A 17,025-nucleotide genomic window follows, 5' to 3' on the forward strand; every position below is an offset into this window, starting at 1 on the left:
TCCGCTTCGAGAGCGGTGCGAGAAGGGGCCGGGCGTGCGGGAGGATGGGTTCCCGCACGCCCGGTGCGGTCACAGGGTGGCGAGCAGGTCCTGCATGGTGGCGATCTCGGCGGTCTGGTCCTCGATCACCTGGGTGGCGAGGGCGGTCACGTCGGGGTTCTGGGCGGACTCCAGCGCCATTTCGGCCATCTCGATCGCGCCCTGGTGGTGCACGATCATCTGCTCCAGGAACAGCCGGCCGGCCTCCGGGCCGGAGGCGTCCTCGAGGGCGGTCATGTCGTCGTCGGACATCATCCCGTCGCCGTGTCCCATCCCGCCCATGGAGTCGTCGTAGTCGACGCCCCAGTCCTGGAGCCAGCCGCGCATGGTCTCGATCTCGGGGCCTTGGGCGTCCTTGATCTGCTGAGCGAGCGCGGTCACCTGCGGGGCGACGTCGGTCTTGGCCAGGACGATGTCGGCCATGTCGATGGCCTGCTGGTGGTGCGGGATCATCATCGTGACGAACATCTCGTCGGCGGCGTTGAACTCCGCCGCGGGTTCGGTGGTCGCGGTCATCCCACCGGGTCCGTGGTCCATGCCCGGCATGGTGCCGTCCTGCGGAGCGCAGCCGGCCAGAACGAGGGCGGTGGCGAGCAGGGCGGAGCTGGTCAGTGCGATAGTGCGCAGTCTCCTCATCGGAGGGTCCTTTCGTGTCAGTCGAGTACAGAGGTGATTCGGTGCCCGGGCAGGGCGGAGCACTCCCCCCGGGGATCGGGTCCGGGGAAGAGGCGGCGGCGAATCAGGTCCGACTGATCGAGAGGACGAGAAGGGAGGGGGCGCGGGCGCGCGCCACCCCGCGACGGGCCACCTGCAGCCCGGTGTCGGTCGTGCAGGCCAGCACCGCAAGCACGCCGGTGAGGACGGGCGCGGCGATCAGCAGCAGGCCGACCAGGAGGGCGAGCACGCACGCCATCATCAGCATCGAGTGATCCGGCGCCGCCATCGGCGCCATCGGTGCATCGCAGTCACAGGGGGCGGCCTGAGCGGCACCGGCCTGCGCCGTGCCGGGATGGCCGGCGGCGGGCGCCGCGTCGTGCGACGGCGGGGCCGGTGCCATCTCGGAGACGGCGGCAGCGGCCGGGGCGGCGGGGGCGTGGTCGGCGGTGCCGCTGCTGAGCACGTGCATGGCCAGCAGCCCGACGATCACCGCGGCGGCGAGGAGGACGGCGGCCAGGGTGCGCACGGGGAGCCGGTGGCGGTGCACGATCGAGCGGAGGGCGAGCATCACCGGGACCCCCCCTCAGAGTCCAGGGTAGCCGCAACAGGGGGATGGGCCCCGGCGCGGCGAGCTTTCTCGCGCAGCGCGAGCAGCCCCAGCGTGTCGTCCCTGATCTGGGTGCTGCCGATCACCTGCCAGTGCGCGGAGACGTGCTCTTCGAGGAACCCGAGCACCTGGGCGAACGGCACGATGTGCCAGGGGGTGCGCGGTGAGGGGGCGGAGGTGGGGTTGCCGAACACGACCGCGCGGATCGTGTGCCCTTCCGGGGCGGTGACCCGCCCCGTGCGCAGCAACTCCGCGACCAGCCGTGGCGCGTCGGCGGGCCGGCAGCAGCCGAACCGGGTGAGCGCGGCCTCCAGCACGGCAGGGTGGCGCATCGCGGGGTTCGGGTGCGGACGGCCCTCCTTCACCTCGCCGACGATCATGTCGGCCGCGCCGGTCACCGCGCCCAGCGCCGGATCCAGCGGGGCGTCGGCCGGGCCGGGGGTGCGGTGCAGGCGGACGGCGAGGATGTCCAGGTCGGTGACCGTGCGCGCAGGACGGGTCGGGGCATCCAGCACCGGGTACTCGGCAACGGTGAGATACCCGTTCACCCGCAGGTAGGCCTGCACCACCGCCACCGCGACATCCATCCCTGCTCACCTCGCTCCGGGTTCTCGTCTTCGCGCTGCTCGTGGGCGGGTCAGGCGGCCGCGGCGTACCGGGCAGGGTCGGCGTCCCACAGCGGACCGCAGTCCGCGCAGCAGAACCAGTACCGCATGCCCTGATAGTCGCGGTACAGGCCCTTCAACTCCGCGTCCTGCGGGTTGACCAGGTTGCCGGGCATCACCGGGCAACGCACCAGCTCGCTCGCGCCCGGCGCCGGCTCATGGTGATGATGCGTGCCGTGGTCGTGGTCGTGGTCGTGGTCGTGGTCGTGTGTGTGGGTGTGGGCGGTCATCGGGGTTCTCCGTTCTTCTCGCGTGGTCAGGCCACCGACGCGGGGACGCGCTCGGCGGCGGCGGGTGCCGGAGTGGGGACGCCGGGCAGGGGGCGGAAGCGGCGCAGCCGGAGGCTGTTGGTCACCACGAACACGCTGCTGAACGCCATCGCGGCGGCCGCGACGACCGGGTTCAGCAGGGCGAGCATCGCGACCGGGATCGCGGCGACGTTGTACGCGAACGCCCAGAACAGGTTCCCCTTGATCGTGCCTAGGGTGCGGCGGGCCAGCCGGATCGCGTCCGGCACCACCAGCAGGTCCCCGGACACGATCGTCAGGTCCGACGCGGTGATCGCCGCGTCCGTGCCGGTGCCCATCGCGATGCCCAGATCCGCCGCGGCCAGCGCGGCGGAGTCGTTGACCCCGTCGCCGACCATCGCCACGACATGCCCGGCCTCCTGCAGTGCCCGGATCGCATCGAGCTTGCCGGCGGGGGTGACCCCGGCGCGGACGTCGTCGATGCCCGCCTGCGCGGCGATCGCGTGGGCCGCGCCCGGGTTGTCGCCGGTGAGCAGCACCGGGGTGAGCCCGAGCTTCTTGAGCCGGACGATCGCCTCGGCGCTGTGCGGCTTGAGGGTGTCGGAGATGCTGATCGCGCCGCGCACCGCCCCGTCCCACGCCACCACGATCACCGTCGCCCCGGCGTCCTCGTCCGAGGCGATCCGTGCCGCGAGCTCGCCGGAAACGCTCAGCGCCCACTGGTCGGCCAGCCACCCGGCGCGCCCGGCGACCACGGCCCGCCCGTCGACGACCGCCTGCACCCCGGCGCCCGGGTGGGCCACGAACCCCTCGGCCGCGGCAGGCTCGCCCCCGGCGGCGGCGACGATCGCGCGGGCGATGGGATGCTCCGAGGCGTCCTCGACGGCCGCCGCCACCCGCACCAGCTCTTCCGGGTCGGTGCCGGGCACGGGGTGGACGGTGGTGACGGTCATGGTGCCGGTCGTGACGGTGCCGGTCTTGTCCAGCACGACGGTGTCGATCCGGCGGGTCTGCTCCAGCACCTGGGGTCCGCGGATCAGGATGCCCAGCTGCGACCCGCGGCCGGTACCGACCAGCAGCGCCGTGGGCGTCGCGAGCCCGAGCGCGCAGGGGCAGGCGATGATCAGGGTCGTCACCGCCGCGGTGAACGCGACCTCGGGCGGTGCGCCGACCAGCATCCAGACGGTGAACGCGGCGACGGCGAGGGCGATGACGACGGGCACGAAGATCGCCGAGACACGGTCGGCGAGGCGCTGCACCTGGGCCTTCCCGGTCTGCGCCTCCTCCACCAGCCGGCCCATCCGGGCCAGCTCCGTGTCGGCGCCGGTGCGGGTGATCTCCACCAGCAGCCGGCCCCCGGCGTTCACCGTCGCCCCCACCACCCGGGACCCGGGCGAGACCTCGACCGGGACGGATTCGCCGGTGAGCATCGACTCGTCCACCGCGGAGGAGCCCTCACGGACCAGGCCGTCGGAGGGGATCTTCTCCCCCGGCCGCACCACCACGACATCCCCCGGCACCAGCTGGGCCACGGGGACCCGCTGCTCGGTGCCGTCGCGGAGCACGGCGGCATCCTTCGCGCCCAGCTCGAGCAGGGCGCGCAGCGCCTCGCCGGACTGCCGCTTCGCGCGGACCTCCATGTACCGGCCGGCGAGGATGAACACCGTCACCAGCGCCGCGACCTCCAGGTACAGCTCATGGCCGCCGGCTTGCGGGGTGCCGAACAGCTGCAGGCTCATCCGCATTCCCGGCATCCCCGCGCCGCCGAAGAACAGCGCGTACAGCGACCACCCGAACGCGGCCAGCACGCCCAGGCTGATCAGCGTGTCCATCGTGACCGCGCCGTGCCGGATGTTCACCGCCGCGGCACGGTGGAACGGCCACGCCCCCCACACCGCGACCGGCGCCGCGAGCATCAGCACCAGCCACTGCCAGTTCAGGAATTGCCACGCCGGCACCATCGACAGCACCGCGACCGGCAGGCTCAGCGCCGCCGACACGATCAGCCGGTGCCGCAGCGATACCAGCTCCTCATCCCGCGCCGGCGCCACATCGGCCGCGGTGTCGGGCGGGCCGGGCACGACGGCGTCGTACCCGGCGGCCTGGACGGTCGCGATCAGCTCGCTGTCGGGAGTGGCGTCGGTGCGTACGCGTGCCTTCTCGGTGGCGAAGTTGACGGTCGCCTCCACGCCGGGCAGCTTGTTCAGCTTCCGCTCGATCCGGGTCGCGCACGACGCGCACGTCATGCCCGTGATGTCGAGCTCGACATCACGGACGCTCATGAGACCGGCGCCAGCCGGTACCCGGCGTCCTCCACCGCCTGCCGCACCGCATCCGCGTCCAGCGGCGCGGCGCTGCCGACGGTGACCTTCGACAGCCCGCCGGCGTGCAGCTGGACATCCACCGCGCCCACGCCGGACAGCTCGGACAGCTCCTCCGTGACGCTCGACACGCAGTGACCACAGGTCATCCCCTCCACCAGGTACTCCGCGACCACGGCCGGCTGCGCCACCGCCGCCGGCGCGGCCTGCGCGGAGGCGTGCCCGGAGCAACAGGCGCACCCGCCGCCGGACTGCGTCAGACCCAGATCACGAGACTCGAAACCAGACATGTGCTCTTTCCTTTCGATCGAAAAACCAAGACGTGCAAGGGGCGGTCAGGAACGGACCAGCCGGGCGATCGCGGCGTTCGCCTCGCGGAGCTTCTCCTCCGCGACCGGGCCGCCTTCGGCGGTGGCCTGCGCGACGCAATGCGCGAGGTGGTCTTCCAACAACGCCAGCGCGACGGACTCCAGCGCCTTCGTCGCCGCCGACACCTGGGTCAGCACGTCGATGCAGTACACGTCCTCGTCGATCATCCGCGCGATCCCGCGCACCTGACCCTCCGCGCGGCTCAGCCGCGCCAGCAGCGCCGGCTTGTTGTCCACATACCCGTGTGCCATCTCGCACCTCCACACCACAACCTACCATACCCTGTAGGGGTACAGGGTATAGGGTGGGGTCATGACCAGCATCCAGGAGACGCGGCCCGCACAGACCACCCGTTGGCACGTCGTGACGGGCGGTCCCAGTTCGGGCAAGACCACCACGGTCAACCTGCTACGCGACCGCGGATACACGACCACGATCGAGCACCCCCGCCACTACATCGACCTGCAGCGGATCACCGGACGCAGCACCGAGGAGATCCGCGCTCGGCAGGGCGAGTTCCAGCGCGCCGTCGTCGAGATGCAGATCGAGCAGGAGCGCGCCCTCGATCCGCAGCAGACCGTGTTCCTGGACCGCGCCCTCCCGGACTCGCTCGCCTACTACCGGTTCCTCGGCATCGACCCCGACCCCGCCCTGCTGGGCGCGCTGGCCGGCGCCCAGTACGCGACGGTGTTCCTGCTGGACCTGCTCCCACTGGCGCCCGACTACGCTGCGCACCGAGGACCCCGCCGCGCAGCGGCGCATCCACGACCTGCTCGGGCAGGTGTACCGGGAACTGCCATTCCCCGTCGTCACCGTTCCCGCGCTCGCTCCTGACGCGCGGGTGAATCTCATCCTCAAGCGTACGTCGGCCTTCTCACCCCGCCGGCACAGGGAGTGAACGCAGCGCGACGAGCGGACTCGTGGCCGAAGCGACCTCTAAGATAGACCTGTGTCTATGCGTTCAGTGAAGGCGGAAGTAGTCGGTGACCCACCCTTGACGGTGCTCGCCGACCCCACCCGCGCGCGCATCGTGCAGCTGATCCGCGATGCCGAGGACGGGCGGGCGCTGGTGGGGCGGCTCGCCGACGAGCTCGGGCTGCGCCAGCCCACCGTCAGCCATCACATGAGCGCCCTTCACGCCGAGGGGATCGTGGTGCGCGAACCCGAGGGGCGCCGGGTCTGGTACTCGATCAACCCCGACCACGAGGACCGCGTCACCGCCCTGCTCGGCGGTTCGGCGGCAGGGGGCGATCCGGACCTCGAGCGGGTGGTCGACGACCTCGCCGCCCGTTACCGCGGCACGCTCGGCCGCGAGACCGTGCAGCAGTATGTCCACGACTCGTACCGGCTGCTGTCGGCCAGGGAGCACACCCCGCTGCTCGCGTCCCGCACCGCAGCGTTCGCGGCCGCGCGACTCGACGACCTCGGCCGCGACGCAACGGACACCGAAACGACAGTGCCCACGGTGCTGTTCGTCTGCGTGCAGAACGCCGGCCGGTCACAACTCGCCGCCGGCATCCTCCGTCATCTGGCGGGCGATCGCGTCACTGTCCGCACCGCAGGCTCCGCGCCGGCCGACGACGTGCGCTCGTCGATCGTGTCCGCTCTCGACGAGATCGGCGTGCCGCTGGGCGGCGAGTTCCCCAAGCCGCTCACCGACGACGTCGTGCAGGCGGCGGACTACGTCATCACGATGGGCTGCGGCGACGCCTGCCCGGTCTACCCTGGCCGGCGCTATCTGGACTGGGATCTCGAAGACCCGGTCGGCAAGCCGCCGGCGACGGTGCGCCGCATCCGCGACGACATCGACCGGCGCGTGCGCGAGCTCCTCCCCGAGCTTCTCCCCACGATCTCTGTCGCTAATCAATAGATTTCGGTCTATGCTTTTCTCAAGAGGAAGCGAGACCCCATGAACGACAAGCCCACCGTCCTGTTCGTCTGCGTGCACAACGCCGGCCGGTCCCAGATGGCTGCCGGCTATCTCCGGGCCCTGGCCGGCGACCGGATCGAGGTGCTGTCGGCCGGGTCGGCGCCGAAGGATCAGATCAACCCCGTCGCGGTGCAGGCGATGGCCGAGGAGGGCATCGACATCGCCGGGAACATCCCGAAGATCCTCACCGTCGACGCCGTCAGAGAGTCCGACGTCGTGATCACGATGGGCTGCGGCGATGCCTGCCCGATCTTCCCCGGCAAGCGGTACGAGGACTGGGAGCTCGACGATCCGGCCGGTCAGGGCATCGAGGCCGTCCGGCCCATCCGCGACGACATCCGCGGTCGCGTCGAGACGCTGATCGACGAGCTCCTGCCCGCTAGGAGGACGGCATGAACGAGCACCGCGGCCAGGAGGCGCTGCTGTTCCCCGACTCCGTGCTGCACCGCGCGTCCGAGCGCCTTGCCCACAACTTCGCCGGCATGGTCAGCGAGGAGACCGTCGAGCGGGTGGTGTTCGAGTCCTACGCGGCCCTGGCGCGCACCGCGAGCGTTTCGACGCATCTGGCGAGCCTGGCGGAGAAGTTCGCCCGCGACCGGCTCACCGCTCTCGCGCAGTCCCGCGGCCTGATCGCCAAGCGGGTGCCGGAGATCCTCTACGTCTGTGTCCAGAACTCCGGCCGCTCCCAGATGGCCGCGGCGATCACCCGGCACCTGGGCGGCGACCGCGTCCACGTCCGCTCCGCCGGCTCCCAGCCCGCCGCAGGGCTGCTGCCTTCCGTGCTGACGGTCCTCGAGGAGGAGGGCATCACGGTCGGCGACGAGTTCCCCAAGCCGCTCACCGACGACGTCGTGCGCGCCGCGGATGCCGTGGTCACGATGGGCTGCGGCGACGCCTGCCCGCTGTATCCCGGCAAGCGGTACCTGGACTGGCAGCTCGACGACCCGGCCGACCTGGATCTCGCCGGCGTCCGCGCGGTACGCGACGAGATCCGCGAGCACGTCGAACAGCTGCTCACCGAGCTCACCCCCGACCTGACAGCAGCCGGGACGTGAGCGCACCCGCACCCGCCCGCACCGAAACGCGGGCGACGATCGGCGCGCTCGCCCGCCGGGCCGGGGCCGAAATGCTGGGCACCGGGCTGCTGGTGATGGTCGTGGTCGGCTCCGGGATCGCCGCGCAACGGCTCTCATCGGATACCGGCCTACAGCTGCTCGAGAACTCCATCGCCACCGCCTTCGGCCTCGGCGTGCTGATCCTGCTGCTGGGCCCCGTCTCCGGCGCGCACTTCAACCCCGCGGTGTCCCTCGCCGATGCCCTCCTCGGGCGCCGCACCCGCGCGGGGCTCTCGCTTCCGCTGCTCGCCCTATACATCTCCGCGCAGATCCTCGGCGGCATCGGCGGCGCAGTCCTCGCGAACGCCATGTTCGCTACTCCGACTGCGATCTCCACGACCGGCCGGGCCACCCCTGCGACGGTGCTGGCCGAGGTCGTCGCGACCGCAGGGCTGGTGCTGCTGATCATCGGCCTGGCTCGCGCCGGCTGCTCCGTCCCGGTCGTGGCGGCCGCGGTCGGCGCCTATATCGGCGCCGCGTACTGGTTCACGAGCTCCACGTCGTTCTCGAACCCCGCCGTCACCATCGGCCGGATCTTCACGGACACGTTCGCAGGCATCGCCCCCGGCTCGGTGCTGCCGTTCCTGGGCGCCCAGCTGGTCGGCGCCGCCGCAGGCATCGGGCTAGCCGTCCTGCTGTTCCCGCATGCCACCGAGGCCGGCGACCTGGTCGCCGAGCCCGTTCTGACCGAGACGAAAGAGACCTCCTGATGACCCATATCGCCGTGATCGGCGGCAGCGACGCGGGGATCTCCGCCGCGCTGCGCGCCCGCGAGTTCGACCCCACCGCTGATGTCACCGTGATCGTCGCGGACGCCTACCCGAACTACTCCATCTGCGGCATCCCGTACTACTTCACCGGGGAAGTCTCTCCGTGGCAGTCCCTCGCGCACCGCACCCACGCCGACCTGGAAGCGACCGGCATGTCGCTGCGGCTGGACACCCTCGCCACCGGCATCGACGTCGCCGACCGGAACCTGACCGTCCGCGACCGGCTCGGCAGGGAGGACGTGATCGGCTACGACGAGCTCGTCGTCGGCACCGGCGCCCTGCCCTCCCACGGCGGCATCGCGGGCCTTGACCGGCTCGGCCCGGACGACGGGGTCCACGTCATCCACTCGATGGGCGACACCTTCGCGCTCGACGAGCACCTGACCAGCCGCGACCCGCAGACCGCGATCATCATCGGCGCCGGCTACGTCGGCCTCGAAATGGCCGAAGCCTTCGCCGCGCGCGGCATCCAGGTCACGCAGCTGCAGCGCGGCCCCGAAGTGCTCTCCACCCTCGACCCCGAACTGGCCGCCCTGGTCCGCGCCGAGCTCGAGGACCACGACGTGCTCGTCTACACCGACACCACCGTCCACGCCGTCGAGAAGACCACGAACGGGCTCACCGTCCACGCCACCCAAGACGGCGAGCCGGTCACCCACACCGCCGACCTCGTCCTCGCCGTCGTCGGCGTCCACCCGAACACCACCCTCCTCGAGTCGGCCGGGGCCACCATCGGCGCCGGCCGCGCGGTGGTCGTCGACGAGCAGATGCGCACCGGACTGCCGCACGTCTTCGCCGCCGGCGACGGCGTCATCACCCACCACCGCCTCCTCGGCACCACCTACCTGCCGCTGGGCACCACCGCGCACAAACAGGGCCGCATCGCCGGGGAGAACGCGCTGGGCGGTGGTGCACGGTTCGCAGGGTCGGTCGGAACCCAGGTCGTGAAGGTCTTCGAGCTGGTCGCGGCCCGCACGGGCCTGCGCGACCAGGACGCCGCAGCCGCCGGGTTCTCCCCGTCGACGATCGGGTCGGTCGCGGACGACCACAAGCGCTACTACCCCGGCGCGCAGCCGATCAGCATCCGCATCACCGGCGACACCACCACCGGGCGCCTCCTCGGCGCACAGCTGGTCGGCCGGCTCGGCACCGAGACCGCCAAGCGCGTCGACACCTACGCCACCGCCCTCCACGCAGGCCTGACCGTCGAGCAGATCTCCGACCTCGACCTCTCCTACACGCCCCCGCTCGGCTCCCCGTGGGACGCCATCCAGGCCGCGACCCAGGCCTGGTCGCGCGCGCACGCGCTCACCCCCGCGGGAGTCCCGTCATGACCGCCCCCACGGTGCTGTTCCTCTGCCAGCACAACGCCGGCCGCTCCCAGCTCGGCGCGCACCTTCTCGCCCACGCCGCGCCCGAACGGTTCACCGCAACCAGCGCCGGGATCACCCCGGCTCAGCAGATCAACCCGGTGGTCGCTGAGGCCCTCGCCGAGCTCGGCATCGACACCACCACCGCTCATCCTCGCGCCGTCACCGTCGAGGATCTCGCGGCCGCGGACATCGTCGTCACCATGAAGCCCGGACTCGCCCTGCCTGGCCCGGTGCCAGGCGAACTGATCGAGTGGGAGTTTCCCGACCCCGCCAACTGGGGCATCGACGGAGTCCGAGACCTCCGCGACCGTGTCCAAGCCAGCGTTCGCCGACTCTCGCAGGAGGCACGCAACTGACATCGCCGCTCCGTTGGCGGAAGTATCCGCCGACACCCCCGGATGCCTTGGTCATCGATCACCGCCGAGTGCGGATCACCGCAGTGACTGTGCCTCGGCAGCATCGAGTCGAACTCGGCCGCGATCTATCGTCACCGGAGCCCGGACCGGAGTGCAGATCGGAATCCCTCAGGATCGACGTTGGCCTCCCACCCGTGTGGAGCATCTGCCGTCTGGACAAGCGTCACGTTCGAGCGAGTGGAGAACGCGCGGGTGAGTTCGAACGGAATCTCTTCGTCCCGTTTCGAATGGATAACGACCGTCGGGATGTCAGTCGTGACGTTCCGACTCCAGTCAAGCCGGTCGAAGTCGAGCGGAACTGGCATCCGGGCCAGTCGACTCGCGACGCGTGAGCCGAGCGCCCAAGTCACGACGGAAGCAACGAAACCCGGGAGTCCAGCGCGTTTCACACCCTGCCGGATGATCTCTCGCCAGTTGGTCGCAGGAGCGATCAGAGCAAGTCGATCGAACGCCATGGGGTCGTGGCGAAGAAGTTCCAGCGCGAGCCCCGCGCCCATCGACCACGCAATTACGTACACGGCGGTAGCTCCGTGAGCTCGGGCGTACGCGATGGCGTCGGCCAGGTCCGTCCACTCGCGCTGCCCGAGTGTCGACGCGGATGCCTTCGGCCCATCTCCGGCGCCTCGGTAGGTGATCACCAGCGACGTCAGGCCGACGGTCTGCGCCACCTCGACCGAGCGCAGTGTCACGAGTCTCGACGTTCGAATCCCCTGAACGTGGATCACCCAAGGCCCATCGAGGGCAGTGCGTCGGAAGAGCCACGCCGGGGCTGATGCGCCGTCGCGAAGAGGTACCGCCACGTCCTCCCAGTCGGGGTCGATTTCCGCAGGACCGCTCATGGTGTGTCCGGTCCACTGCGCTTCGAAGGGCTCCGTGCTGATCGGTGCAGTCGTCTTGAGCACACGACGGATGACGCGGTGTTCGTCCGACGACACCACGGGCCCAATCAACGCGTGGTGCTCAAAACGTTCTCCGAACCAGAGGCCGTAGCTCCCGTCAACAGCCGTGAGGTCGCTCTGCGGCAACTCGAGATCGTCGCCGACGCGACGAGCGGTCACAGTCTTGCGTCGCGGCTCGACGCCGACAATGCGACGTGCCAGCAGCCAGATCACTCCTGTGGCAGCCGCTAGCAGCACGACGAAGACCGCGGCCAAAGTGCCGATTGTCTTCAAGGTGCCCTCACCGTCCCCGCAACGCTTGACATCCGGACTACTGCTGGCGCCCGCATCTGTCGATCGAGCATTTCAGTTGCAGCGCGAAGAAGGACTCGTTCGCGCTTCGTCAACTCTTGGCTGTTGGCAATGTCCGTCAGGCGAACCGCCAGCCGGTATGTCTCGTGCACGGGGTCCTCGTCGGGAATGGGCTTCACAATCATCCCGCGATCGAGGCTCGCCTTCGCGAGGAGCCGTCCAAGGGTCGCGTTCATCGATCTTCTGCCGGCTCGGGCGACGGCGAACACGATGATCCCGGCGCACACCAGGACGACACCCCCGTAGAACGGAATCGTGAACAGAGCCCCGACTGTTTCGACGGGCTGCGTGCGCCCCAGGCCGGCGACGCGCAGGGTGAGGTAGACGATCTCGATGAGGCTCGCCCCAAGGATTCCCCAGGCGCCGATGCGGATGAGGATGTACGGCCGAGGCGTGCGCCCGTGGATGCCGCGAAGCATCCGGGTCATGATCAAGACGACGCATCCCATGTAGAGCGATGCGTATGCCCATAGGCCGAGCTGATCCGCGGTCTCCTTTATGAAGTCGTCCGTCGTCGATCCACGATCGGCGATCAACAGAAATGGAATGGTGAAGGAGAGGAACATCGCGGGCAGCTCCCAAAGACTGCGCGGATTGAACCTGCTGCCATCGAGCGTGAGCGCCGCCTGCATGACGAACCAGAATGCGGTCGTCGCGAGGATGTTCTGGACGAGGTTTGCGACGTTCGTTCCGCCGAGCCAGCCGTCGATGATCGGCAACGGAACGACGACTCCGACCATGAAGACTGCTGCGAGCCCGGTGATCGTGGCGATCCAGGTCAGTCGACTCGATGGCTCGCGGATCGCGGACGGCAACCGGATGAGGGTGAGAAGCAGCAGTGCGAGGAATGCAACTGCTTCGATACTGAGCACCATCAGCCGAACACCGCCTCGTCATGGCCGTGGCGAGGTCGAAGCAGCAGCCGCGACAGGAGTTGCGACAGCTTCTCCGCCTCGGCTTCGATCACGAGTTCAGTGTCGGCGAAGTCCAGGTCGACCTCGAAGTCCGGAGTGACGATGCCGCGCGCGAGCACGGTCTGACCTGCGCGCACATGACGAGATCCCGGATGCTTGACGGGCAGAGTCGCGCACCCGGCGTGCTCGAACAGAACATGCGACAGCTCGTGCAGCACTGTGTGGAACTGGTACCAGCGAGGGTCGGACTTCCGCACGAGGATCTTGGCCGAATCGGCTGTCAGTAGCACCAGCCCGGTGATGTTCTCCCAGTCCCGATCGCCGACCGGCTCGATGTCAATTCGTCGACCGGTCGCTGCCGCGACCTGCCTCACGATGTCTTGCAGTTCTACGTCGGCTGGGAGATGGAGGCGCTCGAGCTGCGCCTCGGCGCGGGCGCGCAACTCTTCATGATGTCGAGATGCGCGATAGCTCATGACGCCCGACCTCCGATCACGACCTCGGCACAGCGATCGCTCGAATGCTCTCCACTGTACGCCGATGCGCAGTAGAGGTCAGGTGAATGCGCTAACGCGCAGAGATCGACCTGAGGGTCTGCGCAATGGCCCGCAATGCGGCGGGCGAGATCTCGCCGACCGCGCGCGCTGACACCGAGTCCGCGCCCGACGCCTTCAGCGCCTCGCGGAACTCGAAGTTCGCTTCCGCTGCTTCTACTGCGGCAGCGTCAGCCAGGTCGAGCAGGTACGCCGTAGGAACCCCGGCATACGCCCCGACGCCTTCAAGCACCCTCACACGAATAGGTGTGCTGGAGTCACCCGCGAGCAGGCTAGACCACTCTTCGCGATCCAGCGCGACTCCACGTTCGGCGAGCTCACTGACAAGACCGTCGATATCGAATGCGGATCCGTCCAGGCGAGGCGCGCGAGATACCGCGGTTAGCCGGCGACCCAGTTCCTTGGCGTCCGTGTCGACGATCGGCTCGATCTCGCGAGCGTCGCCGATAGATGCTGCCACACGCGAGATCTCGTGTGGGTGAGTCCCCAGTGCCTGCGCGAGCTTCTCGATGTCGTTCGCATCAAAGGGTGCGGCACCCCGCAGTCGCCCGTAGAAGTATGTGGCCGACATCCCCGCCCGGTCGATCAGTTCCTGGTTCGTCATCCCGGCGGCATCTCGAAGCGTCGACACTGCGCGCACGAGATCCATTGACCATGCGCCAGCCTCACCCTGGGAACCTCTACCCACGACAGCAGGGTATCGCTATACGCATTCCGCACCTGTTGCTACCTAATTCAGCACACGAGGCGTATGGTGCACCTATGTACGCATACCCCCGATGTCCACTCCCCCGCCTGCCGCCGACGCGACGGTGAGTTGACGCGTACCTCCCACACGAAGCCGCCAAAGCCGGCTGAGACGGAGGAGGCGCCCTTACCATGACTCGCAAGGACCTCACTGAGGCGAAGCTTGAACGGCTACACGCGCAACTCGCGGAAGCCGTGGCCACGCTAGTGACGGGCGGCGACTGGGTTCGGGCTCTCGAGTTCGCTGCTCGATTCCGCGCTCGTTCGTTCAACAACACCATGCTGATCTGGCTGCAGCACCTGACAGCATTCGAGCAGGGGCGGGTAACGGAACCGGCGCCGACGTACGTCGCAGGGTTTCGGCAGTGGCTTGCTCTCGGGAGGTCGGTCGACCGCGGCCAGACCGGCTACATGATCTTCGCGCCGATCCTCGCGCGGTTCGCCTCGCCCACCCCGCAGGTTGCGGAGTCGTGGCGTCGTCTCGCACCCCGCGAGTCTGCCAGGCCCAACGACGTCGTACGTTCACGGCTTGTTGGCGTGCGGCCCACATACGTGTGGGATGCCTCGCAGACGAGCGGCGCGCCGATCCCGCACCGGCCGACTCCGAAGTTGCTCGCGGGAGACGCCCCGGAAGGCCTCTGGGATGGGCTGGCGTCCTTGGTGCGCAGTCATGGGTACTCGCTGCGCACTGTTGCGAGCGGTCACGAACTCGGCGGAGCCAACGGCATGACTGATTACCTCACCCGGAGCGTCGCCGTACGGGCCGACATGGATCCGGCCGCGCGCACGAAGACGCTCGCTCACGAACTGGCCCACGTCATGCTGCACGGCCCCGACAACCCGGATGCCGTGCTCCATCGCGGGATCGGCGAGGTCGAAGCGGAGTCCGTCGCATTGATGATCGGAGCAGCCCACGGTCTCGACACTGCGGGATACACCATCCCCTACGTGGCGACATGGGCGACGTCCGTCGATGGAAAGACGCCTGTGGAAGTCGTGCAAGCAACGGGTGAGCGCGTGCGGGCGACAGCGGTCGCGATCCTGGAAGCACTGCCGACAGTGCAGGTCGGGTCGGGCGACCCGCCCGGTCTGACAAGAGCGACGCAGCACGGTGCCCACCTGCCGACCGCCGCGGGTCGGGCTGAACATTTCGGCCGTGCCCGCTTCGCGAACGATCGGCACGCCTCCGACCGCCCCACAGCCTCGATCCGGGATCTCTGATGGATACCGTCGCGCTGTTCGCCGGAGTGATCGGCCTCTCACCGCGCGAGGGAGCGGAGAGGCTCTCTGCAGCCGGAGTACCGATCTTCCCCTGCAAGCCCGCAGAGAAGCGCCCGCTCACCGAGCACGGGTTCCATGACGCCACCTCTGACAGCGACCAGGTCGCCCGATGGTGGGCGCGGTGGCCCCAGGCGAACATCGGCATGCCGACCGGACGGGCTTCCGGTATCGAAGTCGTCGACATAGACGTGCACGGTCGGGTGCGGGGGTTCGCCGCGTTCGAGCTCGCGCGGCGGGAGGGTCTCGTCGACCGCTGGCAGGCGCTGGTCAAGACGGCGTCCGGTGGGATGCATGCCTATTACCCCGCGGAACCCGACCGTGTTCAGCCGTCGTGGCAGGCCGCCTGTGCCGGCATCGACTTCCGCGGCGAGGGCGCCTACGTCATCGTGCCGCCGTCGCAGGTGCTGTTCGAAGGCAACAGGTCGACATATGAGCTGATCGGTGCCGGACGTGGGGATGCCGCCCCTATCGACGGCGCCGCACTTCGACAGTTCCTGGACCCGCGGCCGACGCCAGCCATCCGGGCACCTGCGGGGGCCGAACGCGAGGTCGACGTCGAACGAATCGCGTCCTGGCTGGCTACTCGTGGAGAGGGCGAGCGGAACCGTGCCCTGTACTGGGCCGCCTGCCGGCTCGCGGAGAACGGGATCACCGATCAGAACGCGCGCCACGCGCTCGGGCCGGCAGCCGAACGCGCGGGGCTGCACCAGGCCGAGATCGTGGCGACGATCCGCTCCGCGTACCGAACGGGGGTGGGGCAGGTGGCGCCCTTTCGCATCCGCGCGGGAAGCACAGGTTCCCGCGCGCTCAACGGGGAGATAGCCCTATGATCCCCGGCACCACGGACCTGCGATCGGCGCGGACTGCGGTGTGGACGGCCATCATCGGCACAGTCTTCATCGCCGCCGGCGCGTTCTGGTTGTCCTTCACTTCTCTCGCGGATCTCGCACGCCGCTCCGGGATCGCACCGACGCAAGCCTGGGCGTGGCCGCTCATCGTGGACGGGATCATCGTCGTCGGAACCGTCGCCGTCGTCGCGCTCGCCGGGCAACGGGGTGCGTGGTATCCGTGGATGCTGCTGGTGGCCGGTGCCGCAGTGTCGGTCACCGCGAACTCGATCCACGCGATCGTCGCAGCCGATGCCGATGTGCCACCCGTGCTCGCCGCATCCGTCGCCGCAGTCCCTCCGCTGGTGCTGCTCGCGATCACGCACCTCACCGTTGTCCTCACTCAGCGATTCCGATTTGACGTGTCCTCCACAGGTGAGGCGGCACGAGACCTTTCCACGGAAATCATGCAGCTCCGCCCGCCGATGGACGTTTCGGAGCAGGGTGCCCGCAAGGACATCGCCGTGGTGATGCGTCAGCGCGGGATGTCGAACAAGGAGATCGCGAGTGCCACCGGAGTGCACCCGTCGACAGTCGGCCGATGGTTCGCGGGGACGATCCGCACACCTGAGGTTCAGAAGGGAGCCACGCCATGAACGAATACGAACACGTCGAACACCCCCACGCGCCGCTTGGTGTGGATACCGCAGAGAGAGAACTCGTCAACAAGCGGGCCTCCGACGAAGTCTCAGAGCTGGCGCGGCACGGCGATCCGTCACTCGCGAAGCAGCCGCTCGTGCTGAACGGGAGCGAACGAGTTCGCAGCGAAGTCGTGTGGATGCGGCCCACGGAACTCGTTCCCGCCGTCACCGGGCGGGTGGCGGGTCAGGGCATCGACCTCGAAACCTCCCTCGCTCGCAGAATGCGCTCGCTTCCCACTCA

21 protein-coding genes are annotated in these 17,025 nt (G+C 69.3%); 10 read left to right on the forward strand and 11 right to left on the reverse strand.

Annotation, left to right across the window (positions count from 1 at the left end; all coding sequences use genetic code 11):
• Positions 1-69: 69 nt before the first annotated feature.
• The 7 genes from ACFC1W_RS12060 to ACFC1W_RS12090 all read right to left on the reverse strand — a co-directional run bounded on the left by ACFC1W_RS12060 (position 70) and on the right by ACFC1W_RS12090 (position 5,157).
• The gene (locus ACFC1W_RS12060; protein ID WP_375992735.1) at positions 70-675 is read right to left on the reverse strand and encodes a DUF305 domain-containing protein; all 606 of its coding nucleotides are present in this window, start codon (positions 673-675) and stop codon (positions 70-72) included.
• 103 nt (positions 676-778) lie between these two features.
• Positions 779-1,264 carry a hypothetical protein gene (locus tag ACFC1W_RS12065; protein ID WP_375992737.1) on the reverse strand — a complete coding sequence of 162 codons (486 nt, stop codon included), beginning with the start codon at positions 1,262-1,264 and terminating at the stop codon, positions 779-781.
• Positions 1,264-1,890, reverse strand: coding sequence for a hypothetical protein (locus ACFC1W_RS12070; RefSeq protein WP_375992739.1), 627 nt, complete (start codon positions 1,888-1,890; stop codon positions 1,264-1,266). The genes ACFC1W_RS12065 and ACFC1W_RS12070 overlap by 1 nt, the downstream gene beginning before the upstream one ends.
• A 50-nt stretch (positions 1,891-1,940) precedes the next feature.
• Complete coding sequence (locus ACFC1W_RS12075; protein ID WP_375992741.1) at positions 1,941-2,198, reverse strand: hypothetical protein; 258 nt, start codon at positions 2,196-2,198, stop codon at positions 1,941-1,943.
• A 26-nt stretch (positions 2,199-2,224) separates the two neighbouring features.
• A complete protein-coding gene (locus tag ACFC1W_RS12080; protein WP_375992743.1) occupies positions 2,225-4,498 on the reverse strand; it encodes a heavy metal translocating P-type ATPase in 2,274 nt (757 codons plus the stop codon).
• A complete protein-coding gene (locus ACFC1W_RS12085; protein WP_375992745.1) occupies positions 4,495-4,827 on the reverse strand; it encodes a heavy-metal-associated domain-containing protein in 333 nt (110 codons plus the stop codon). The genes ACFC1W_RS12080 and ACFC1W_RS12085 overlap by 4 nt, the downstream gene beginning before the upstream one ends.
• Positions 4,828-4,872: 45 nt before the next feature.
• Positions 4,873-5,157: a metal-sensitive transcriptional regulator gene (locus ACFC1W_RS12090; RefSeq protein WP_056207405.1), complete on the reverse strand. Its 285-nt coding sequence runs from the start codon at positions 5,155-5,157 to the stop codon at positions 4,873-4,875.
• Positions 5,158-5,218: 61 nt separating this feature from the next.
• Here ACFC1W_RS12090 and ACFC1W_RS12095 point away from each other — a divergent pair, with 61 nt between their 5' ends.
• The 7 genes from ACFC1W_RS12095 (at position 5,219) to ACFC1W_RS12125 (ending at position 10,450) form a co-directional block, all read left to right on the forward strand.
• Positions 5,219-5,740, forward strand: coding sequence for an AAA family ATPase (locus tag ACFC1W_RS12095; RefSeq protein WP_375992748.1), 522 nt, complete (start codon positions 5,219-5,221; stop codon positions 5,738-5,740).
• Positions 5,741-5,861: 121 nt separating this feature from the next.
• The gene (locus ACFC1W_RS12100; protein ID WP_375992903.1) at positions 5,862-6,776 is read left to right on the forward strand and encodes a metalloregulator ArsR/SmtB family transcription factor; all 915 of its coding nucleotides are present in this window, start codon (positions 5,862-5,864) and stop codon (positions 6,774-6,776) included.
• 39 nt (positions 6,777-6,815) lie between these two features.
• Positions 6,816-7,232 carry an arsenate reductase ArsC gene (locus tag ACFC1W_RS12105; protein WP_375992751.1) on the forward strand — a complete coding sequence of 139 codons (417 nt, stop codon included), beginning with the start codon at positions 6,816-6,818 and terminating at the stop codon, positions 7,230-7,232.
• Positions 7,229-7,891, forward strand: coding sequence for an arsenate reductase ArsC (locus tag ACFC1W_RS12110; RefSeq protein WP_375992754.1), 663 nt, complete (start codon positions 7,229-7,231; stop codon positions 7,889-7,891). Before ACFC1W_RS12105 ends, ACFC1W_RS12110 begins: the two co-directional genes overlap by 4 nt.
• The gene (locus ACFC1W_RS12115) at positions 7,888-8,661 is read left to right on the forward strand and encodes an aquaporin (RefSeq protein WP_375992757.1); all 774 of its coding nucleotides are present in this window, start codon (positions 7,888-7,890) and stop codon (positions 8,659-8,661) included. The genes ACFC1W_RS12110 and ACFC1W_RS12115 overlap by 4 nt, the downstream gene beginning before the upstream one ends.
• Positions 8,661-10,055, forward strand: a complete 1,395-nt coding sequence (locus ACFC1W_RS12120) for an FAD-dependent oxidoreductase (RefSeq protein WP_375992760.1) — start codon at positions 8,661-8,663, stop codon at positions 10,053-10,055. Before ACFC1W_RS12115 ends, ACFC1W_RS12120 begins: the two co-directional genes overlap by 1 nt.
• A complete protein-coding gene (locus ACFC1W_RS12125) occupies positions 10,052-10,450 on the forward strand; it encodes a low molecular weight phosphatase family protein (RefSeq protein WP_060960663.1) in 399 nt (132 codons plus the stop codon). Before ACFC1W_RS12120 ends, ACFC1W_RS12125 begins: the two co-directional genes overlap by 4 nt.
• Before the next feature lie 131 nt (positions 10,451-10,581).
• Here the strand turns inward: ACFC1W_RS12125 and ACFC1W_RS12130 are convergent, their stop codons facing one another.
• The 4 genes from ACFC1W_RS12130 to ACFC1W_RS12145 all read right to left on the reverse strand — a co-directional run bounded on the left by ACFC1W_RS12130 (position 10,582) and on the right by ACFC1W_RS12145 (position 13,877).
• Positions 10,582-11,664, reverse strand: coding sequence for an alpha/beta hydrolase family protein (locus ACFC1W_RS12130; protein ID WP_375992763.1), 1,083 nt, complete (start codon positions 11,662-11,664; stop codon positions 10,582-10,584).
• Positions 11,665-11,678: 14 nt separating this feature from the next.
• Positions 11,679-12,635 (reverse strand): hypothetical protein, encoded by a 957-nt coding sequence (locus ACFC1W_RS12135; protein ID WP_375992766.1) that lies wholly within the window; start codon positions 12,633-12,635, stop codon positions 11,679-11,681.
• Positions 12,635-13,117: a hypothetical protein gene (locus ACFC1W_RS12140; RefSeq protein WP_060960666.1), complete on the reverse strand. Its 483-nt coding sequence runs from the start codon at positions 13,115-13,117 to the stop codon at positions 12,635-12,637. The genes ACFC1W_RS12135 and ACFC1W_RS12140 overlap by 1 nt, the downstream gene beginning before the upstream one ends.
• A 124-nt stretch (positions 13,118-13,241) precedes the next feature.
• Positions 13,242-13,877 carry a helix-turn-helix transcriptional regulator gene (locus ACFC1W_RS12145; protein ID WP_082734260.1) on the reverse strand — a complete coding sequence of 212 codons (636 nt, stop codon included), beginning with the start codon at positions 13,875-13,877 and terminating at the stop codon, positions 13,242-13,244.
• A 230-nt stretch (positions 13,878-14,107) separates the two neighbouring features.
• Between ACFC1W_RS12145 and ACFC1W_RS12150 the strand changes: the two genes are divergently transcribed.
• Genes ACFC1W_RS12150 through ACFC1W_RS12160 form a run of 3 tightly spaced genes read left to right on the forward strand, consistent with a single transcriptional unit; the run spans position 14,108 to position 16,739 of the window.
• On the forward strand, positions 14,108-15,196 hold the full coding sequence (locus ACFC1W_RS12150) for an ArdC-like ssDNA-binding domain-containing protein (protein WP_375992770.1): 1,089 nt from the start codon (positions 14,108-14,110) through the stop codon (positions 15,194-15,196).
• Entirely contained in the window at positions 15,196-16,086 is an 891-nt protein-coding gene (locus ACFC1W_RS12155; protein WP_375992773.1) for a bifunctional DNA primase/polymerase, read from the forward strand. Before ACFC1W_RS12150 ends, ACFC1W_RS12155 begins: the two co-directional genes overlap by 1 nt.
• Positions 16,083-16,739, forward strand: coding sequence for a DUF2637 domain-containing protein (locus ACFC1W_RS12160; RefSeq protein WP_375992776.1), 657 nt, complete (start codon positions 16,083-16,085; stop codon positions 16,737-16,739). The genes ACFC1W_RS12155 and ACFC1W_RS12160 overlap by 4 nt, the downstream gene beginning before the upstream one ends.
• Positions 16,740-17,025: the final 286 nt, after the last annotated feature.

The sequence above is a fragment of the Microbacterium sp. NPDC056003 genome (assembly GCF_042274785.1).
Classification (GTDB): domain Bacteria; phylum Actinomycetota; class Actinomycetes; order Actinomycetales; family Microbacteriaceae; genus Microbacterium.

Excerpts from the sequence above, each read along its gene's own strand:
- ACFC1W_RS12060 (WP_375992735.1), bottom strand. The coding sequence starts at position 675 with ATGAGGAGACTGCGCACTATCGCACTGACCAGCTCCGCCCTGCTCGCC.
- ACFC1W_RS12065 (WP_375992737.1), bottom strand. The coding sequence starts at position 1,264 with ATGCTCGCCCTCCGCTCGATCGTGCACCGCCACCGGCTCCCCGTGCGC.
- ACFC1W_RS12070 (WP_375992739.1), bottom strand. The coding sequence starts at position 1,890 with ATGGATGTCGCGGTGGCGGTGGTGCAGGCCTACCTGCGGGTGAACGGG.
- ACFC1W_RS12075 (WP_375992741.1), bottom strand. The coding sequence starts at position 2,198 with ATGACCGCCCACACCCACACACACGACCACGACCACGACCACGACCAC.
- ACFC1W_RS12080 (WP_375992743.1), bottom strand. The coding sequence starts at position 4,498 with ATGAGCGTCCGTGATGTCGAGCTCGACATCACGGGCATGACGTGCGCG.
- ACFC1W_RS12085 (WP_375992745.1), bottom strand. The coding sequence starts at position 4,827 with ATGTCTGGTTTCGAGTCTCGTGATCTGGGTCTGACGCAGTCCGGCGGC.
- ACFC1W_RS12090 (WP_056207405.1), bottom strand. The coding sequence starts at position 5,157 with ATGGCACACGGGTATGTGGACAACAAGCCGGCGCTGCTGGCGCGGCTG.
- ACFC1W_RS12095 (WP_375992748.1), top strand. The coding sequence starts at position 5,219 with ATGACCAGCATCCAGGAGACGCGGCCCGCACAGACCACCCGTTGGCAC.
- ACFC1W_RS12100 (WP_375992903.1), top strand. The coding sequence starts at position 5,862 with ATGCGTTCAGTGAAGGCGGAAGTAGTCGGTGACCCACCCTTGACGGTG.
- ACFC1W_RS12105 (WP_375992751.1), top strand. The coding sequence starts at position 6,816 with ATGAACGACAAGCCCACCGTCCTGTTCGTCTGCGTGCACAACGCCGGC.
- ACFC1W_RS12110 (WP_375992754.1), top strand. The coding sequence starts at position 7,229 with ATGAACGAGCACCGCGGCCAGGAGGCGCTGCTGTTCCCCGACTCCGTG.
- ACFC1W_RS12120 (WP_375992760.1), top strand. The coding sequence starts at position 8,661 with ATGACCCATATCGCCGTGATCGGCGGCAGCGACGCGGGGATCTCCGCC.
- ACFC1W_RS12125 (WP_060960663.1), top strand. The coding sequence starts at position 10,052 with ATGACCGCCCCCACGGTGCTGTTCCTCTGCCAGCACAACGCCGGCCGC.
- ACFC1W_RS12135 (WP_375992766.1), bottom strand. The coding sequence starts at position 12,635 with ATGGTGCTCAGTATCGAAGCAGTTGCATTCCTCGCACTGCTGCTTCTC.
- ACFC1W_RS12145 (WP_082734260.1), bottom strand. The coding sequence starts at position 13,877 with ATGGATCTCGTGCGCGCAGTGTCGACGCTTCGAGATGCCGCCGGGATG.
- ACFC1W_RS12150 (WP_375992770.1), top strand. The coding sequence starts at position 14,108 with ATGACTCGCAAGGACCTCACTGAGGCGAAGCTTGAACGGCTACACGCG.
- ACFC1W_RS12155 (WP_375992773.1), top strand. The coding sequence starts at position 15,196 with ATGGATACCGTCGCGCTGTTCGCCGGAGTGATCGGCCTCTCACCGCGC.
- ACFC1W_RS12160 (WP_375992776.1), top strand. The coding sequence starts at position 16,083 with ATGATCCCCGGCACCACGGACCTGCGATCGGCGCGGACTGCGGTGTGG.